This window comes from Desulfosporosinus sp. Sb-LF (genome assembly GCF_004766055.1).
Taxonomy (GTDB): Bacteria; Bacillota; Desulfitobacteriia; order Desulfitobacteriales; family Desulfitobacteriaceae; genus Desulfosporosinus.
Map to the genome: position 1 here is coordinate 42,912 of NZ_SPQR01000003.1, position 18,699 is coordinate 61,610.

At 43.8% G+C, this 18,699-nt stretch carries 15 protein-coding genes; 6 read left to right on the forward strand and 9 right to left on the reverse strand.

What is annotated here, in order from left to right; translation table 11 throughout:
* Positions 1-38: 38 nt before the first annotated feature.
* From E4K68_RS04945 to E4K68_RS04955, 3 genes are all read right to left on the reverse strand, one after another.
* Complete coding sequence (locus E4K68_RS04945; RefSeq protein WP_135377733.1) at positions 39-1,004, reverse strand: DMT family transporter; 966 nt, start codon at positions 1,002-1,004, stop codon at positions 39-41.
* A 136-nt stretch (positions 1,005-1,140) separates the two neighbouring features.
* The gene (locus tag E4K68_RS04950) at positions 1,141-1,599 is read right to left on the reverse strand and encodes a YbaK/EbsC family protein (RefSeq protein ID WP_135377734.1); all 459 of its coding nucleotides are present in this window, start codon (positions 1,597-1,599) and stop codon (positions 1,141-1,143) included.
* Positions 1,600-1,657: 58 nt separating this feature from the next.
* Positions 1,658-3,052: an aspartate kinase gene (locus tag E4K68_RS04955; RefSeq protein ID WP_135377736.1), complete on the reverse strand. Its 1,395-nt coding sequence runs from the start codon at positions 3,050-3,052 to the stop codon at positions 1,658-1,660.
* Between the two features lie 306 nt (positions 3,053-3,358).
* Here E4K68_RS04955 and E4K68_RS04960 point away from each other — a divergent pair, with 306 nt between their 5' ends.
* The gene (locus E4K68_RS04960; RefSeq protein ID WP_135377737.1) at positions 3,359-3,541 is read left to right on the forward strand and encodes a hypothetical protein; all 183 of its coding nucleotides are present in this window, start codon (positions 3,359-3,361) and stop codon (positions 3,539-3,541) included.
* 61 nt (positions 3,542-3,602) lie between these two features.
* Here E4K68_RS04960 and E4K68_RS04965 read toward each other — a convergent pair whose 3' ends face one another.
* The 5 genes from E4K68_RS04965 to E4K68_RS04985 form a co-directional block, all read right to left on the reverse strand.
* Positions 3,603-4,184, reverse strand: a complete 582-nt coding sequence (locus tag E4K68_RS04965) for a hypothetical protein (RefSeq protein ID WP_135377739.1) — start codon at positions 4,182-4,184, stop codon at positions 3,603-3,605.
* Positions 4,185-4,446: 262 nt separating this feature from the next.
* Positions 4,447-5,589 (reverse strand): ABC transporter permease, encoded by a 1,143-nt coding sequence (locus E4K68_RS04970; RefSeq protein ID WP_135377741.1) that lies wholly within the window; start codon positions 5,587-5,589, stop codon positions 4,447-4,449.
* The gene (locus E4K68_RS04975; RefSeq protein ID WP_135377743.1) at positions 5,589-6,362 is read right to left on the reverse strand and encodes an ABC transporter ATP-binding protein; all 774 of its coding nucleotides are present in this window, start codon (positions 6,360-6,362) and stop codon (positions 5,589-5,591) included. The genes E4K68_RS04970 and E4K68_RS04975 overlap by 1 nt, the downstream gene beginning before the upstream one ends.
* Before the next feature lie 13 nt (positions 6,363-6,375).
* Positions 6,376-7,392, reverse strand: coding sequence for an efflux RND transporter periplasmic adaptor subunit (locus E4K68_RS04980; RefSeq protein ID WP_135377745.1), 1,017 nt, complete (start codon positions 7,390-7,392; stop codon positions 6,376-6,378).
* Positions 7,393-7,419: 27 nt separating this feature from the next.
* Positions 7,420-8,091, reverse strand: a complete 672-nt coding sequence (locus E4K68_RS04985) for a TetR/AcrR family transcriptional regulator (RefSeq protein WP_135377747.1) — start codon at positions 8,089-8,091, stop codon at positions 7,420-7,422.
* 300 nt (positions 8,092-8,391) lie between these two features.
* Here E4K68_RS04985 and E4K68_RS04990 point away from each other — a divergent pair, with 300 nt between their 5' ends.
* A complete protein-coding gene (locus E4K68_RS04990) occupies positions 8,392-11,643 on the forward strand; it encodes a DEAD/DEAH box helicase (protein ID WP_135377749.1) in 3,252 nt (1,083 codons plus the stop codon).
* A 412-nt stretch (positions 11,644-12,055) separates the two neighbouring features.
* Here E4K68_RS04990 and E4K68_RS04995 read toward each other — a convergent pair whose 3' ends face one another.
* A complete protein-coding gene (locus E4K68_RS04995) occupies positions 12,056-13,795 on the reverse strand; it encodes a HAMP domain-containing methyl-accepting chemotaxis protein (protein ID WP_135377751.1) in 1,740 nt (579 codons plus the stop codon).
* A 246-nt stretch (positions 13,796-14,041) separates the two neighbouring features.
* Between E4K68_RS04995 and E4K68_RS05000 the strand changes: the two genes are divergently transcribed.
* The 4 genes from E4K68_RS05000 (at position 14,042) to E4K68_RS05015 (ending at position 18,695) form a co-directional block, all read left to right on the forward strand.
* Positions 14,042-15,106: a M42 family metallopeptidase gene (locus E4K68_RS05000; protein WP_135377753.1), complete on the forward strand. Its 1,065-nt coding sequence runs from the start codon at positions 14,042-14,044 to the stop codon at positions 15,104-15,106.
* A complete protein-coding gene (locus tag E4K68_RS05005) occupies positions 15,097-16,140 on the forward strand; it encodes a M42 family metallopeptidase (protein WP_135377755.1) in 1,044 nt (347 codons plus the stop codon). Before E4K68_RS05000 ends, E4K68_RS05005 begins: the two co-directional genes overlap by 10 nt.
* Entirely contained in the window at positions 16,140-17,168 is a 1,029-nt protein-coding gene (locus E4K68_RS05010; protein ID WP_135377757.1) for a M42 family metallopeptidase, read from the forward strand. Before E4K68_RS05005 ends, E4K68_RS05010 begins: the two co-directional genes overlap by 1 nt.
* Positions 17,169-17,495: 327 nt before the next feature.
* The gene (locus E4K68_RS05015) at positions 17,496-18,695 is read left to right on the forward strand and encodes an MFS transporter (protein WP_135377759.1); all 1,200 of its coding nucleotides are present in this window, start codon (positions 17,496-17,498) and stop codon (positions 18,693-18,695) included.
* Positions 18,696-18,699: the final 4 nt, after the last annotated feature.

Consider the following 18,699-nt stretch of genomic DNA (forward strand, 5'->3'; position numbering starts at 1 on the left):
CCACGGCACAGGAAGTGCCTTTTGTCAAATGCCCATGGCTAAAGCTCCTCTTTGGGGACCCTTGTTTTGTAATTCACGATGATTACCCCAAGAGCAACTAACGCTAAAGCCATAAACATATTAAGTGTCAATCGTTCGCCTGGAATGAACAAAGCAGACAACATAGCTCCAGAAACGGGTGTCATAAATTTGTAGACGCTAATTTCTCCTGCCTTATTGTATTTTAGAATAGCATACCAGAGAGAAAAGGCGGTTGCTGAGAGAAACGCCGAATAAAATAGGAGAAGTAACGCTTTGTTCGTAAAGACCATGGCGTGTGGTGTTAAACCTGGAAGGCCAACCGCAATAAGAAGTAGGGACCCCAATAGCATTTGCCACGCCGTCAGAACAAAAGGATGAACCACGTTAGAAAGGCGTTTTGCAAAAATGGTTCCTATGGCACTCACTAAACCCGATAAGATCATAAAACCTTCTCCCCGCCAAGAGAAGTCAAGAGTGAAACGCGCTCCAGCATTGATCATGATAATTCCTGCAAAGCCTGCGACAAGTCCAAAGAGCTTACGCCAATCCAAGCGATCATCGACATAAACAAAATGTGCTAATACAACCACAAAAAAGGTACCTGCCGAAGATAAGATGGCACCCTTCATTCCAGAGGTATGTGCCAAACCATTATAGAAAAAGAAATACTGCAAACTGATTTGTAATAGCCCCAACAGAAACAAGTGAGGTAACATTTGGCTTTTAACTTTTGGTGATTGACGAATTCCTACGACAATTAAACAAAAAATGATTAAAGAAGCCAAGAAGAAGCGTATCCCTGCGAGTACAATAATCGCATAACGATCATCCGAGGCTATGCCGAGTTCAGCGTAGCTTACTTTCAAAACTGGGAAGGCACTTCCCCAAAGAACCGCGCAAAACAGTGCGATAGCGATGACCCAATATTTATTGATTAAGTAATGTCCTAAACCTTGTTCTCTTTTACGTGAAATGGAGTGCATAGTTTCGTTCCTTCCGTTGATGCTTCTTTCTTTACTATGTGTAATAATAATGCCTATTATGGAAATGGTCAAACTTAAAGGAGAACCCAGTAGGTTCTCCCGTAGAATAGTTTTAGCCAAAGCTGTTAACAGCCATTTATGCTTGAATTACGTCGATCCACTGTCCGTCTGTTAGTTCTTCCAATTCCTCCACGCTTAACTTGATAGCAGTATTGGATGCACCAGCAGCAGGAAAAATACGAGTATGAGCTTGTAACGAATAATCCAGATAAATAGGTAAGGATTGTAGTAATCCAAAGGGACATACCCCGCCCACAGGATGTCCAGTAACAGCGACAACTTCATCTGCTTCAGGCATCTTTGCTTTAGTATTAAAGATATCCTTGAATTTCCGATTATCTATTCTCTTATCTCCAGCTGTAAGGATCATGACAAAGCGATCGTTCACTTTAAACAACAAGGATTTGGCAATTTCCCCAGGGGTTACTCCTAACGACTCTGCAGCTTTGGCTACTGTACTTGTATCCTTAAAAGTTAATATCTCAACCTCTTTGTTGTTTTGCTTCAAAAACTCTTTAACCTTTTCTACTGACATAATTTACTCCTCTCCTGGCAAAGTAGCAAGAGTTTAATACCTTGTCATACAAGAGTTGCTAATTATGACTTTCAACAAGACATAAATCTTCATTTAAAGAAATAATAGCCTTAGTGTATTTTTCGCGATCTATCACAAATTGCATATTGACCTGGCGAAGTGACTGTGATACGCACTTGATATTGATGTTGTTTTTCGCCAAAGCATTCGCTGCTCTTGCTAGAATCCTTGGCATCGCTATATTGGATCCAATCACACAAACGATCGCTGCCTCTTGAACGGTCACCGTTCGATATTCCGTTTCAAGTTCAGACACCAAGAGATCATTAAGGTCAGACTGCCATATTACTAAGGATATGCTATTTGCATTGGTGGTTTTCATAATATAGCTAATATTATAGGTTCTAAACTTCTTCATAATTTCTAGATCAAAGCCTGGTTCACCAACCATCGAAGTGTCATGAATTTCTAAAACCGCAATTTTATCAGAGCCTGCGATTATTTCTATCTTAGCCTGTGGGCCAATATAATCATTTGAGATTACAGTCCCAGGATGATTAGGTTCAAAGGTATTCTTTATACGAAGATTTATTCCAGCCATTTCTAATGGTTTCGATGCATTAGGATGAATAGCCTCCATTCCGATATCCGCAAGTTGATCTGCTACATCGTAATTTGTCCTGCCCACGGGTATCGCTTTGTCGACACCTACAATTTTGGGATCGGCTGAGGATAAATGATATTCTTTGTGTATAATTGCTTCATCTGCTTGAAGATGGGTTGCGATTTTGGAAAAGGTTATCTCCGAGTATCCTCTTTCATATTCTCGCATGATTCCCTCGATCCCTTTCGTATAGCCCGTAGCCACGATGATTGCTTCCTGAGGATTTACGTTCTTAAATGATTTCTCAATACGATCACTAATTGAGAGTTGCTTAGAATCACGGAAACCCGTCAAGTCAACTAACTCGGCGAGAATACCGTTATTACGCAATATATTGACTGAGTTAAAGGCGGAATGAGCTTCTCCAATCGATGCGAGCAGCTCCCTGGCGGCAGAGAAAATACTGTCTCGTCCGACATATCCAGACGCAATGATGTCTTCCATGCTATTTAGATAAGCTTTCGTTTGCCTAACTCGTTCTTCTAAGAATTCACGACACACTTTAGTATCTAGACCAAGATCAGTAAACGACTCGTTAATCTGTAGTGCCTTGCTCAACAGTTCATCCATGGATGGCTCATAATCTTCACCCTGGATGAAGCACTGGTAAATACCCGGAGCCTTTGTCTTTTTATCTTCAAGAAGCATATTAGTTACTCCAGCATAAGCAGAGACAACAAATACTCTTCCATACCGAAACCCTTTAGAACCTGGATGGCCTATGATGTCGTTAAGTACATTCTGAAATTGGGACATTGACGTTCCACCGATTTTTTCCACAGTAAGCATAATACAATCTGTACCTCTCTTCTTTCAATTCTCCCCCTACACCCTTCATTCGGCAAAGTTCAGCGAATTCCTTCATAACAAACGTAATTTGATTGTACCAGAATCAGATACGTTTGTCTCGTGTATAAAGACAAGAGGGCTTAAAGACGTCTGCTTTAAGCCCTCTTGTTTACTTCATTTCCAATGGATAGGAACCCGGGATTAATTTGGAACATATGTTGATTATGTGGACAGGGGTACCGTACTGATTGTTTAACCCAGTTGACGAGGATACAAAAAATCAATTGTAATAAGGAGGAATAATCTTTGAATATTGAAGAATTTCTAGAGCTAGAGCCTGATGAACTTTATATCCTTCTCCAAAAAATGCCACCTCAAGAATTAGATGAACTGCAATCGATCGTTTTAGAAAGAATCAAAGAACTACGAGAGGAAATTGCTCTAGCCCGGAAAACATTTTCATCTCTCAAAATTGAACCAGAGAAATAGTTCATGAATCAACCCCATAACACTAAAACGTGATATGGGGTTGATTCATGAACATTTAGTTTTAATTAAAAAAGCGACTTGAATTAGCTAGCATAAACAGTGGTTTCCGTAGATAGTCTATCGGGTATAAATCATCCCTAGCTGAGATTAATGCCATAATTTTACCTACGTTAGATACCGGATCGATGGCAACTATTACAAATGCGTCCTTTTCGGTGGATAAAGGATATATTACATTGTTCTTATTCAGAACATCATGATAGGCATCCAAAGTGAGCACTCTAAAATCGAGGTTACGCCAACGTATATCATAAAGCTTAAAGGCTTGGTGTGCAACTAAAGGCAAGAGGATGTCTTCCGTCAAATACAGCTCGATCCCAATCATATACCCTTCACTATCGAGGTCATTCCAATATTCACAATGGAACAGGTTATTGACAGCCTCTCTGTACGTCTTAGTCGCCAAACGCATTTGATTCAAACTTTGGCCCATGCCCAGCCATTTAATTCGTGGGATGCTGAGGCTGTCTACATCATAATAAAGCCCAATATCACTTTTCTCGAGGGTATACTCTGAAGTTGTTTCATCAGGCATTAAGTAGATATAACCCATTTGCATGTTATTGTCACAGGTAATAAGCACATAACATCCCCCCTAAGCTTAATAGTCTTGTCAGTCTTATTAACAAGGTAGGTATATCATACCAAAAATTACTATTTATTTCCATACAAAAAGAAGGTGTGTCGACATATATTCCAGCTTTCGAACAGTCTTTTTCATTTTTCGATTAAGAACGATTCATGAATTTGTTCTTTCTGCCGTAAACTTCTACACCTGTATCACTATTTCCTGCCGTCCTGTGTCTATACAATTATTAATAATTGCTTGACTTTTAGACCCACGCTTAATCCAAATTCTTCTTAAATTTCTTTGATGCGATTGCCAACAAAATAATAGCAAAAGCGCATAACGTTAATGTGTCCTGCCAAAGATACTCGATTCCCACGCCTTTGAGGAAAATCCCTCGCACGATTTCTAAAAAGTAGGTAAGAGGTAATAACCCGCCCATAATTTGTAACAACTTAGGCATGGTTTCCCGAGGAAAGATAAATCCCGACAAAAGGATGGAGGGTAAGATCAAGATGAACGTCATTTGCATCGCCTGTAGCTGAGTCTTGGCGACGCTAGAGATTAAGAGACCGATTGCCAAGATGGTGAATAGGAAAATACTAGACAGCAAGATAAGGAGCGGTATGCTACCGATCGGCACTACACCGAACCAGAAAATTCCTGTCGCCAGAATCAGGGACAGGGAAACAAATCCGATAAACACGAAAGGAAGGAGCTTACCCAGAAGTAATTCAAGGGAACGAATCGGGGTCACGATCAATTGTTCCATAGTGCCGCGTTCCTTTTCCCTCACAATGGCAAATGAGGTCAACATCGCAATTACATTTTGCAGGATGAGACCGATTAAGGCTGGAATGTTAAAGACCTTTGATTTCATATCCGGGTTGTACCAGACTCTAGTCTCCATATTGAGCGGCAGGCCCGTATTTTCGGCAGTGCCTGAGGCAATAAAGCGTTCACTCTGGAGCTGCAACGATTTATTCAGTCCAAGCATTTGAACTGCGGACATGACTGCCCGGGCTACGGTAGGATCCGAGCCATCAACCAAAACCTGAATAGTTGCCTGTTCTTTGCCCTGTAGTTTCCTTCCAAAATTCGGAGGAATAATGAGTGCTGCCCGTGCTTTGCCACTATCCAGGTTACCTTCTATCTCCTTATAACCATGAACAAACGTATCCGGATTCATGTATTGAGTGTTACGAACGGAAGCAATAAGATCCCTACTATCAGCTGTTTGGGATTGGTCCCAAACCACCGTAGGAAGGTGCTCCACATCCGTGTTTACCGCATAGCCGAACAAGAGGAGCATCCCGAGCGGCATGGCAATGGCCATGACCAAACTGGCTCGATCTCGGAGGATATGGATGAATTCTTTCTTCAAGACCGCTATGAAACGCACCCAAGAAAATCGTTGCATTACCCCCGTCCTCCTTTATTAATCGCAAGGTTGCGAGGGTCTTCCGAGGCTTCGTGTTCAACGTAATAAATGAAAAGATCATCTAAATTATCTCTCGATCCTCTTTTCTTCATATCTTCCGGCGATCCAAACGCGATCAACCTTCCATAAAAGACAAAACCCAAGTAATCACAACTGGCAGCTTCATCCATATAGTGAGTGCTGACCAGAATCGTCATCCCCTCTTTGGCAAGTTGATGAATCAAGTCCCAAAAAATCCGTCGAGAGACTGGATCCACTCCAGCCGTCGGTTCATCCAAAATGAGTAGTTGCGGATTATGCAGTAAAGCACACGCCAAAGCCACTCTTTGCTTCCAACCACCCGAAAGAGAAGAGACCATTTGTGACGTTCGCTCGGCCAAGCCGATCCGTTCAATCACCCGTTCTTTCTGAGCACGGGCCATTTTTCCACGTAGATTGTATACCCCAGCATAGAAATCAAGATTCTCGCTTACGGTTAGATCATCATAGAGGCTAAATTTTTGAGACATATAACCGATACGCTGTTTGATTTCTTCAGGCTGAGTTCTAACGTCGTAGCCAAGCACTGTAGCCTGCCCCTCCGTTGGCACCAGGACTCCACAAACCATGCGGATAATGGTTGTTTTTCCAGCGCCATTCGGCCCAACAAAACCCATAATCGCTCCGGTAGGAAGTTGAAAGGTTACTCCCCGAACCGCTGTATAAGTACCAAACCGTTTAACCAAACTCTGGCAATCAATGGCCATATCCATTTGCCTCACTCCTCTATCGCAGGGTCACATCTGCAGGCATACCCGCTTTCAACTGATCTTTACCTTCGGTAATACTAAGTTTAACGGCATAGACGGTGGTTGTTCGTTCCTCTTTCGTCTGTACGTTCTTAGGAGTGAATTCTGCCTGGTTACTTATATATTGAATTTGTCCTTTGAACGTTTTTCCAGGGTAAGAATCCACAGCGATCGAAGCTTCTTCTCCCACTTTTACCTGGCTAAGCTTTGCTTCAGGGACATATATTTTAATCCACAAATCCAACGGATCAAGCATCGTCACCAACGTTGTACCAGGATTGACAACCTGACCTAACTCGACATGCTTGTAAAGAACTTGACCGCTTGACGGACTCTTAATAGTTAGTTTGTTTATACTCAGCTCTGCAGCTTTAACGGATTGGGCTGTAATATCAACAGCCGCTTTCTGGGCCTGAATCGCAGGTTGTGTGTTACCAGCTTGCGCTTGGTCTAGACTAGCCTGAGCAGCACTAACATTTGCTTGTGCACCCTCATACTGAGCTTTGAGTGTGTCAAGTTTGTTTTGCTGAGCATCCACAATTTGCTTACTTATGGAACCAGCCGCGTAGAGTTTTTGATCATTGGTGAGATTATTCTCTTCGAACTGAAGATTCGGGGCTAAAGCCGCTGCATTAGCACTAGCAACTGTCAGCATTTCCTTAAGCCGTCGAATTTCTTCCGCCCGCGCTCCTCCCAAGAGGTCATTGAGTTTAGCTTGCGCCTGTGCCTGCTGGCTCTTCGCAGTATCCAAAGATATTTTAGCCTGACTGTCATCCAATTTGGCAATAATATCGCCCGCTTTAATGAGCTGACCTTCATGCACCAGCAGTTCGACGATTCTGCCGCCCAACTCTGGCTGCACAGGAAGTTCCGTACCTTCAATCGTCCCAGAATACGTATTAGTCTCCGTAGAGTGGTTAAAATATCTGTTACCCCAGATCGACAGGGTAATGAGGACTAGAGCAATGACAACAATCGTGATTTTCTTTCTCATGTTTCTCCCCCTTCTCCTCTTCATGACCTACGACTGTATTTGGGTTCCCCGCAGAAAAATGTCCACAATGGCTCTAAGTTCCTGCCGATTGTCTTTTCCCTGTTCACGTTCTGGAAACAGCGAACGGGATACAAGATAAATCACAACTGCTCCGACGATGCTACGCATCATTGTCCAGGCATCCAGGTCGTCTCTCAATTCCCCTTTGAATTGACGCTGCTGTAAAAAAGCTAAAAATGATTCCTGAACGCGCCCTACCACATCATTAATCAAGGCATCCTTCAGTTCAGGATGAAAATTTGCTTCAATGATTACAATACGAAGTAAGGGCCATAAGGCCGTGACATGTTTTTGACGATCTTCAAGTATGAGTAGGAGCACATCTTCCATGGGTAAATGATCATATTGCAACAGGAGATCGTGCAGAGAATTATCTACTCCTGGACCAATAAAATTTTGCACCAGGGGAATTAACGTTGCCAACAAAATTTCCTTCTTTGTTTTAAAGTGTCGAAAGATGGTACCTTCCGCAACTCCAGCTACACGAGCGATCTCGCTGGTAGTGGATGCACTGTATCCTTTTTCTGTGAATACTGTAAGTGCAGCTTTTAGTATTTTCCATTGTTTGTCTGTTAATTCCCCATACAATCGTTCTCCCCCTAACCCGAAGTGTTGAAAAATAGGTATTTGATCAGACATTAAATAATCCCTCATTTACATGTTTAGTGATCCATTAATTTAGAGATAAGATATATGCATTATACCAAAATATTCCCTAAAGATAAATGAGTAATTAAATTAATTATGATAGTGTTTACTCATTAAATGAGTGACACCTCTATAGAAATCTTAGATGCATAAAGATCCGACACCTTTGACCTTCAGATGATTTCGAGTTTTTAGCGGGATTAATTAGACTAGCGGGTGACAATTATGATATTCTTAACTGATAACCTCAAACTATTCTAAAGACTAATACCTGCAAAGGAGTCTTTCTTCATGCCTCGCTTTAACATTACTGAGAAACAAATTCTAGATCTAGCTGATAATGACCACGTCTACAAAAAGGGCGTTTCTTATTACATGGACAATAGGGTCAGCAATTTCGTTTTCTCTTCTGAGAAAAGTATGGTCAACGCTTCTGTGGTTGTCGGATTACATTATACCGTGCAGGTATCATTTGATAAAGATACCTCTATACGCTCATACCGCTGCAATTGCCTGGGCTTTGCAGACTATCCTGGTGCCTGCAAACATGTCATTGCCGTGTTAAAAGCAGCTCAGCAAAAGTTGCCATTAGCCTGGCCTAACCCCGTGGTCCAGAACCGCGTTGTCGAAGACCTTCTGGCTGTCTTTGCCAATCATCATACAGACTCCCCCCAAGACGAGCTGAACCTAAATGTAGAGCTGCTAATCATGCCCGGACATCGTCTTTCTGCCCACTTGCAACTTAAACTGGGTCTACAGCGCCTCTATGTCGTCAAAGACATTGGCCAATTACTTACTTCTTTAAAAACAGGGCGATCCCTAGAATTCGGCAAGCAGTTCACACTTGAACCGTCACGCCAGGCCTTTAAAGAGGAAGATCAAGCCCTGATCTCCATGCTGCAAGAAATGTTTGAGCAACATACAGCCTTAACCGAAATGCAAGGCCCTTTTTATTCCACGACCCTACTAAGTCAAAAGTCTGTACCCTTGAGTGGCTATTATTTAAAAAAGTTTCTGGACGCTTTAGGGGATAAGCCGTTTCTATGGAACATCGGTTCTGCTAATCCGCAAACCTCCCAGATTATTCGGCAAGGGATGCCTATGGAATTCTCACTTCAAGCCCAAGGTCAGGATCTAACCTTGGCCCTAGGCAATGAAGAAGTGCCCCTCCAACTAACCCCCGATGGAAGCTATTACGCATACCGGCAGAACATCTACCTTGCTTCTACAACACAAAAAGACCTTCTTCCTCCAATTCTAACTGCGCTTCGCAAAGGATCTATGACTAATCTATTGATCCCTGCCGCACAGAAAGAGTTTTTTGCCTCAGAGGCCCTGCCTCTAATCTGGAAACTGGGACAAGTGACTATTGAGCCCACACTCGGAGAGAAATTTAACCAGGAAACTCTAGAGGCCAAAATTTATTTTGATCGTGCGCACGATTTGGACGATATGGGTATCACTGCTCGCGTGGCTTTTCACTATGGCGCGACCACCATCAACCCGTTTGCCTCTTCCCGTGAAACCAGCAATGAGTCAGCTTCCAATGAAGTTATCCTTATCCGATCTGTAGAGCAAGAACGACAAATCCTGAACATTCTTGAACAAGCCGATTTTATTGTCTCTAAGGGTAAAATCCACCTTGAAGAGGATGATAAAATCTTTGAATTCACGGTGAACTGGCTTCCTAAACTTCGAGACCTTGCCGAATTATACTATTCCGATCAATTTAAACTTAAAATTCGAACCTCTACCACATTCTCAGGCCAGGTTCGTCTGAATGAAACTCTGGATATCTTAGAAATATCATTCCAATACACCGAGATTGCTCATGACGAATTAACGGACATTTTTCATTCTCTTCATTTAAAGAAAAAATATCATCGCCTTCGAGACGGCTCCTTTCTTGATTTGAACCAGCCCGAGTTAGATGCCGTCTCTCAACTCATTGAAAACTTGGACCTGAGCGCCGATGATCTCAACAACAAACTCCTCAGTCTGCCGAAGTATAGAGCCCTGTATATCGACAGTTTCTTACGCCAGGCCAACCTGCCAGGAGTGCAACGCAACAAAGCGTTCAAGCAATTGGTTCAAAGCATCCTAGAGCCTCAGGACGGGGAGTTTGAAATTCCAGGAGAGCTTCAGCATATCTTGCGAGATTACCAGAAAACCGGCTTTAAATGGTTAAAAACTCTGGCCTCGTATGGACTTGGCGGTATCTTAGCCGATGACATGGGGCTTGGTAAGACATTACAGGTCCTCTCCTTCATTTTGTCAGAAAAGCCGACAGCTACCCACCCCGCATTGGTCATCGCCCCCACATCGTTGATCTACAACTGGCAAGAGGAAGCGAAGAAGTTCACCCCAACCTTGCAAGTGTTGGTCGTCGAAGGCACTCCCCAGGAACGGGAGGCTCTATTGATCGATATTAACCAATGGGATCTTGTGGTTACCTCTTACCCCGTATTACGGCGAGATATTGAGAAATTCACCGAATTTGACTTTTCCTATTGTTTTCTAGATGAGGCACAGCACACCAAAAACCCCCAAACCCTTAACGCCAAGTCCGTCCAGAAGATTCGGGCCAAAGGTTATTTTGCACTAACGGGCACGCCCATTGAGAACTCACTTTCGGAACTTTGGTCCCTCTTTAATTTCATCATGCCTGGCTATCTTCTCTCCCACCAGGAGTTCCGCAAGAAATACGAACTGCCAATCATCAAGGATGCGGACTCCAAATCACTGGAAGAACTAAGCCGTCATGCCAACCCCTTTATTATGCGAAGGCTTAAGAAAGATGTCCTCAAGGAACTGCCCGACAAGATCGAAACCCAGCTTAATGCTCCTTTAACAGAAGAACAAAAAAAGTTATACTTAGCCTATTTACACGAAGCAAAAGGGCAAATAGCCCAAGAAATTGCCGCCGTGGGTTTTAGCAAAAGCCAAATGAAGATATTGGCAGCTTTAACTAGGCTGAGGCAAATTTGCTGTCATCCAGCTATGTTTTTAGAGAATTATAGCGGAGATAGCGGCAAAATGCTGTTATTACAGGAACTATTAGCCGATGCTCTAGGCAGTGGCCACCGTATCCTTATTTTCTCCCAATTCACGACAATGCTCGATATCATCCAAAGTCATCTAGCCTCGGAAGGCATTGAACACTTCTATCTTTCGGGTTCGACCAAAGCGGCAGAACGCGTAAAAATGGCCAATTCCTTCAACTCAGGCCAAGGTAAAGTCTTCCTTATCTCTTTAAAAGCTGGCGGCACTGGCTTAAATCTCACCGGCGCCGACATGGTCATTCACTACGATCCCTGGTGGAACCCCGCAGTGGAAGACCAAGCAACTGATAGGGCTCACCGCATCGGTCAAGAAAACGCAGTTCAGGTGATCAAACTTATTACCCAGGGAACCGTCGAAGAAAAAATTAACGCTTTACAAACTAAGAAAAAAACGTTAATTGATTCCGTAATTCAACCGGGAGAAACTATGCTTTCTAAATTATCCGAAAAAGAACTGAGAGAGCTTTTTGATTTGGCATAGCACCGCATTCGCGGAAGCACATGGACTCTCATGCTGCATTCATCGGAGGAGGAAGTACGCATACAACACTAGGAACATCCTGTTCCGTGCATGTTCGTTATTGCGTTTCTTAACACCTAGGCGTCTGCGCTCATTGACGCAAATTCTCCGCAATATCTAATCTAAGAAACTTTCACTGGGCCTGGTAGATGGGGTTTGGAACGTTTTGAGGATCTGAAGAAAAAAATACTAACAGATAGTAGAAAAAAGCACCTAGTAAAACAGGTGCTTTTTTCTACTTGATTTTTATTGATTGATTTATAAGCGATATTGAGCGAATTCAGGCAATGAAGCGTTTAATCACGACAAACAGGACTTGTCCCTAGATTGTATTGACGCCGAAGTCCATTGATAGCATGATAGCTATGAACGCCTAAATCTTAAATTTAGCAACAGCACTCATTAGGCTTTCCCCGAGCTTAGCTAAGCTTTCAGCGGATTGACTTACTGATACCATAGTAGCAGCTTGTTCCTCAGAAGCGGCGGAAACCTCTTCTGCACTGGCTGCACTTTGCTCAGCAATTACGCCTATACTTTCCACTGCTGTAACGGTTTGAGTGGTCCCGCTGGCCATTTGCTGTGACGCGGCTGTTACCTGCCGAATCTGTTCAACAACTGTGTTGATCTCTTCAACAATGGTACGGAAGGAATTCCCCGCTAAATTAACCGCTTCGACTCCCGCGTCCACTTCTCCCTTACCTTTTTCCATCATATTGACGGCACGTTCCGTCTCTCGTTGAATATTTCCAATTAATATGGCTATCTGAGTTGCGGATGTCGATGATTGTTCCGCTAATTTCCGTACCTCTTCAGCGACAACAGCAAAGCCTCGCCCTTGTTCACCAGCACGTGCAGCCTCAATGGCCGCATTTAAAGCTAGTAAGTTAGTCTGTTCGGCAATTCCCTTAATGACATCGACGATTTGTCCGATCTGCTGGGATTGATCTCCCAGCTTAAATACTGCTTCACCTGTTTGCGTCGATACTTCTCGGATATGCTCTATTTTCTGCACAGCATTTTCCGCCTGAAGAGCCCCTAATTCAGCAGCCTGTGCTGCCTTTCCACTACTTTGGCTAGCGATTTCCGCATTCGCGGCTACCTGTTGGGCACTAGCTGACAACTGCTCGATGACAACACCAGTATCCTTCACTGATGTCGCCTGGTTTGTCGCCCCCGACGCGAGTTGAGCTAGAGTGTCAGAAACCTGTTCACTTGCAGCAGTCGCTTCCTCCGCTGCAGCTGATAATTCTTGACTAGTTGCCGCCACACTTTCAGACTGTGTTAGAACTTCTCCAATAACTTCTCTTAGCGAATGCACCATCTCACCAACAGCTCGGGATAGAACACCGATTTCATCTCTATTTCTGATTTCAGGCATTTCCACGTTCAAGTCTCCATCAGCCACGGCTTGTGCGACCTTCGTGACTGCAGATAGAGGACGACTAATATGTCGCGCCAGCATAATGGCCAAAACCGTTCCCCCGATCAAGGCAATTGCTACGAAAATAATAAGAAGTCTTATAACAGAACTCTTTTTGGCATCCGCATTTGCAACAGCTTGGGCCCCTCCAGTAGCCATAAAAGCCATCTGATCTTCCATATTTTTTAGGAGGAGTTCAAAACTTGCTTTGCTCTTATCCGTTAGTATAGGACGGGCCTCAACATCCTTACCAACCTCCACCAACTTCCAAATTTGGTCAGCATCCGCCATATAGGCATTAAATGATTGCCGCATTGCTTGATTTCTTGCTTTCCCCTCCGAAGTTGTTACGTATTGTTCATATGTGGTAAAATCATTCTCCCATTTGGTTTTAAAATTTAGGAATTGAGCTTTATCGTCCTGAAAAACTCTCGCATCAGCCCGCATTGTAAATCCTAACAAAAGAGTGCGCCGAGTGTCTTCTGTATCCTCAACCACTTGTGCCAAGGAACTTGTTCCTTTCAACCAATGCCCACCTAAATCCTCTGCTCCTCGATTGATCTGATAAACACCGTAATAACCCACGCCCCCTACCAGCAGAGTAAGTAACAAAACAGCCAAAAAGCCTAACTGTAATTTAATTCGTATTCCATAGTTAATGACCGATTTTGTTGTTCCAATCTCTTTGTCCATGATTTTAATGTCACTCCGTTTCCCTCTCGAATCCCTTTAAACCTTGTATTTCTACATGGAAATCTTATAACCTCTTTTTTGTAATAAAATTTGCTAATAGTACCAGCAAAAAACATCTTATTATGAAACTTCAGGTAAATAACGTTTAAATCGTTCAATTTGTCGAGGGAGAAGGATTATTTTTGTAAAACGAGAATAATAATAAAGCCTTATAACTGAAATAATTTCTGAGAGAAGGTGAATCGTTTGATCAACGCGCAAATGCAAAGCGCGACTGAATTCCTAAGTCTTTTATCGAGTAGTTCAGGAGTTTCGGGCTATGAAGCGCCTATCGCTTCTTTGGTTATGGAACGATTTAAGACTTTAGCAGCTGAAGTGCATAGCGATACATTTGGCAATGTTTACGCCCTAAAAAAAGGCAACGGACGACGTGCCAAAGTCATGTTAGCTGCTCATATGGATGAAATCGGCCTTATCGTAAAAAAGATTGATCCCCGTGGTTTCATAAGTATAGCTTCAATTGGTGGGGTCGATCAGAGGACCCTCTTGTCTCAAGAAGTACTCGTTCATGGACACCAAACCATTCCTGGTATTATTGGCACCATGCCCCCCCACCTTCTTCAAATTAGCGACACGGAAAAAGCCGTTAAAATGGAAGAAATGGCTCTTGATGTTGGACTTTCTCCTACTAAAATCAAGGAGCTCATTCAAGTCGGCGATACTATCACCCTACGACGCGAAACCCATTCTTTGCTTAATAACGTCCTGGCAGGAAAATCGTTGGACGATCGAGCTGGTGTCGTTGTAATGATGGTTTGCCTAGAGGAACTTTCTCGATTACACCATGCGCATGATGTGATCGCAGTAGCAACTGCGCAAGAAGAAGTTGGAGTTCGAGGAGCGCTTACCAGTGCTTATACGCTTAATCCAGATCTAGCCGTGGCTATTGATGTAACCCATGCAAGCACTCCTGATACTAAGGGGCAAGTAACGATCGAATTAGGCAAGGGACCTGCCGTTGCACTCGGCCCAAATATCCATCCCTCAATCTTTCGCCACCTCTCAGAAACTGCCCGAGAGCATCGTTTACCCATTCAAATTGAACCAATCCCTGGAGTCACAGGAACCGATGCTTGGGCTATCCAAGTAACCCAAGCAGGTATTCCCACGGGACTCCTCTCAATTCCCCTACGTTATATGCATACCTCAGTAGAAACGCTCGACATGCAAGACGTGCTTAACTCAGGAAAACTACTGGCGCATTTTATTGCCTCCTTACCTGACGATTTGGAGGGATTTATATGTTATTAAAGAGTCTGAGCGAATTAAACGGTACCTCGGGGGCTGAACGTCTCGTGCGTGATTTCTTGCGCCAACAAATCGAACCTTATGTAGATTCAGTCATCATCGATAAAATGGGGAATTTGATTGCGACTAAAAATGGACATCGACCTGGTCCTAAGATCATGATTACCGCTCACATGGATGAGGTCGCGCTGATGATCGTCGAAATCACCAGCGACGGTTTTCTCAAATTCCGACCCGTCGGGGGAATTGACCCTCGAATCCTCGTCTCTAAGCCAGTTCTAATTAACGAAACCATCATCGGAGTCATCGGGGCCAAAGCCATCCACTTACAAAAGCCCGCTGAACGCCAAAAAGCCTTACCCCTTGACCAACTTTACATTGACATAGGAGCTAAGTCCAAAGAAGAAGCTTCTAGTAAGGTCAAGCTCGGTGATTATGCCTATTTCATGACAAAATGCGAATCCTTTGGAGAAGGTCTTTACAAAGGAAAGGCCTTTGATGACCGGGTAGGATGCGCTATCTTAGTGGAGCTTCTGAAGAAGGACTATGATTTCCCCTTAGTCGCAGCATTTACAGTGCAAGAAGAGGTCGGCCTGCGGGGCGCTAAGGTCGCGGCTTATCATATCTCACCAGATTTCGCAATTGTCCTTGAGGGGACTGTGGCTGCGGATGTCTCAGATCGAGAAGAAGAAGGTTGGGTTACCGAAGTTGGTAAAGGTCCGGCTTGTTCTTTGATGGACAGGGCAACCCTATATACCCCCAAACACATCCAATGGGTTACAGACATAGCCCGCCAGATGGGCATTCCTCTGCAGTTTCGACGCGGCTCCAGCGGCGGAAATGACGCAGGTTCTATTCATGTTAGTAAAATCGGAATTCCGACAGTTGTCTTAAGTGTTCCTTGTCGCTACATCCATTCCTGTGCCTCAGTCATTTCCGAAAAGGATTATGCTGCATGCCTCAACCTAGTGGATGAACTTTTGAACGATCTCCCGCGTAAACTCAAAGCTAGCCCAGTGGATAAGGAGGACATATAATGGATTTTACAATGCTTAGTCAGTTAACACAGTTGTTCGGCCCGTCCGGTTCCGAGGAGCTAGTCGCGAAATTTATCTCTACTCAAGTGCGCCCTTACTGTGATGAACTGACGACAGATACCTTAGGCAATCTCATTGTTCGGCGCCATGGAACAGGTAAACGGATCCTAATCGCCGCTCATATGGACGAAATAGGCTTAATGATAACCCATATTGATAAGAAAGGATTTCTGCGTTTTGCTCCCTTAGGTGGAGTGCATATTACCAACCTTATTGGTCAAAGAGTCAAGTTTAACAATGGGCGGATTGGAACGATCGGGGTTGAAAAGTTAGAAAAACCCACCGATCTCAAGCTTGAAAAGCTCTTCCTGGATATTGGTGCATCAACTCAAGAAGAAGCTGAGCAGCTTGTCCAGATAGGGGAAACGGTTACTTTTATCGGGGATTTTGTGGAGTCCGGATCGAGGATTATTTCTAAGGCCCTTGATGACCGCATTGGTTGTTTTGTGGCAATTGAAGCTCTCAAACGAACCAAGTCCACTCATGAATTAGCGTTTGTCTTCACTGTACAGGAAGAAGTCGGTACCCGTGGTGCTCAAACGGCAGCCTTTGCCCTGGAACCGGACTTGGCCATTGCCGTGGATGTGACGCTTACCGGGGATACCCCCAAAGCACACACCATGTCCGTCGAGCTAGGCAATGGAGTGGGAATTAAGGTTTTAGACCGCTCCATGGTGACCTCTCCGCAAATTAAACGTTGGATGGCCGCTGTAGCCACTGACAAGAACATTCCCTTTCAATGGGAGATTTTAGAGTTTGGGGGAACGGATTCTGGAGCGATTCATTTGTCTCGAGGAGGGGTCCCCTCAGGAGTTCTCTCGATCCCCACGCGTTATGTCCATAGTCCCGCCGAAATGCTCGACAAACGGGATGTAGAAGCAGCGGTAGATTTGCTTGTGGCACTTTTAGAAAGCCTTGAGCCCCAACTTGCCCTTACCCAAACACCGCTTCTCCTACCCTTTGCGTAATCAAACCCATCATTAAGCAGGCCGTTTTAAAATAACATGAGGATCCGACACATAAAATAACAGGGTTGTAACAAACGTCTTTTCTTTGTTACAACCCTGTTATTTTATGTGAATTTCCTTCAACTACTAGAATTATTCACCTCTTCGCAGTCTACATTAAATCTTGAAAGCGGGAACATTCACCAAATGTTATCATGACGGTAAAGCTTATCTAGTTTATAATAAGTTAGTGCCTAGATTATAATGAGTTGTGTTCAAATGAAGTTCTACTTTCTTATCATTTGAACAAACTTGCTAATAAATTTAAAGCAAGAAGGATAACGCAAAATGAATCAAACCTATCGTGATATTTCAGAAAATATACAACGTCCGCTCCTAACTAAACGCCTGTTACTGATCCTAGCGATTAGTTGTGGACTGTCGGTGGCTAACCTCTATTATAATCAGCCCTTACTCGCCGACATGGCCCAAACCTTCCATGTTTCCGCACGAGAAATGGGAAACATCTCGATGCTAACTCAAACAGGATACGCTTTGGGTCTTTTTTTGTTTGTCCCATTGGGCGATATCAAAGATAAAAAACGCCTAATCATTATGTTACTTGGCGCCGTCGCGATATCCTTAATTGGTGTGGCGGTCTCCCCGAATTTAAAGATGCTGGGAATAGCGAGTTTCGCCGTCGGAACCACGACAGTTGTTCCTCAGATCATTGTTCCTCTAGCAGCACAACTAGCTGACCTCAAAGAACAGGGCCGTATCGTTGGGATCGTCATGAGTGGCTTATTTTTCGGAATACTTTTAGCCCGAACGATCAGTGGCATTATAGGGAGCCTTCTGGGCTGGCGCGCGATGTTTATTATCGCCTCAGGAATGATGTTAATTCTAGCACTTGTGCTTATGCGTTTTCTGCCAAAAAGCCACCCTACGTCAAAATTGACTTATCAACAAACCTTGAGTTCTCTATGGGGACTTATCACGGGACAACCCTTATTACGGGAGGCTGCCCTTATGGGTGGACTACTCTTCGGTTCGTTTAGCGTCTTTTGGACAACTCTGGCCTTTTTCATTAAACAACCGCCCTACCATTATGGCACTGAAGTGGCTGGATTGTTTGGTCTGATTGGAGTCGCGGGGTCATCCTTTGCCCCATTCGCTGGGCGATTAGCTGACAAAAAAGGTCCCCGCCTTGTGGCAGGGGTTGCTTCCGCTCTAACCTTACTTTCGTTTGTGTTGCTTTGGCTTTTCGGGTATCATCTATGGGGTCTCGTGATCAGCGTTATTTTATTAGACTTAGGTGTGCAAAGTGCCCAAATTTCAAATCAGGCAAGAGTTTACAGTTTGGTCCCTGAAGCCAAGAGCAGACTGAACACTGTTTATATGGTCACTTACTTCATTGGAGGAGCACTTGGATCGTACCTCGGCATGTATGCTTGGAGCCTTTGGCAATGGAATGGGGTTTGTCTCACTGGAAGCCTAATGATTCTGCTTAGTTTAGTTGTATGGAGTATCGGGGGAAGAAAGCGTTGAACCT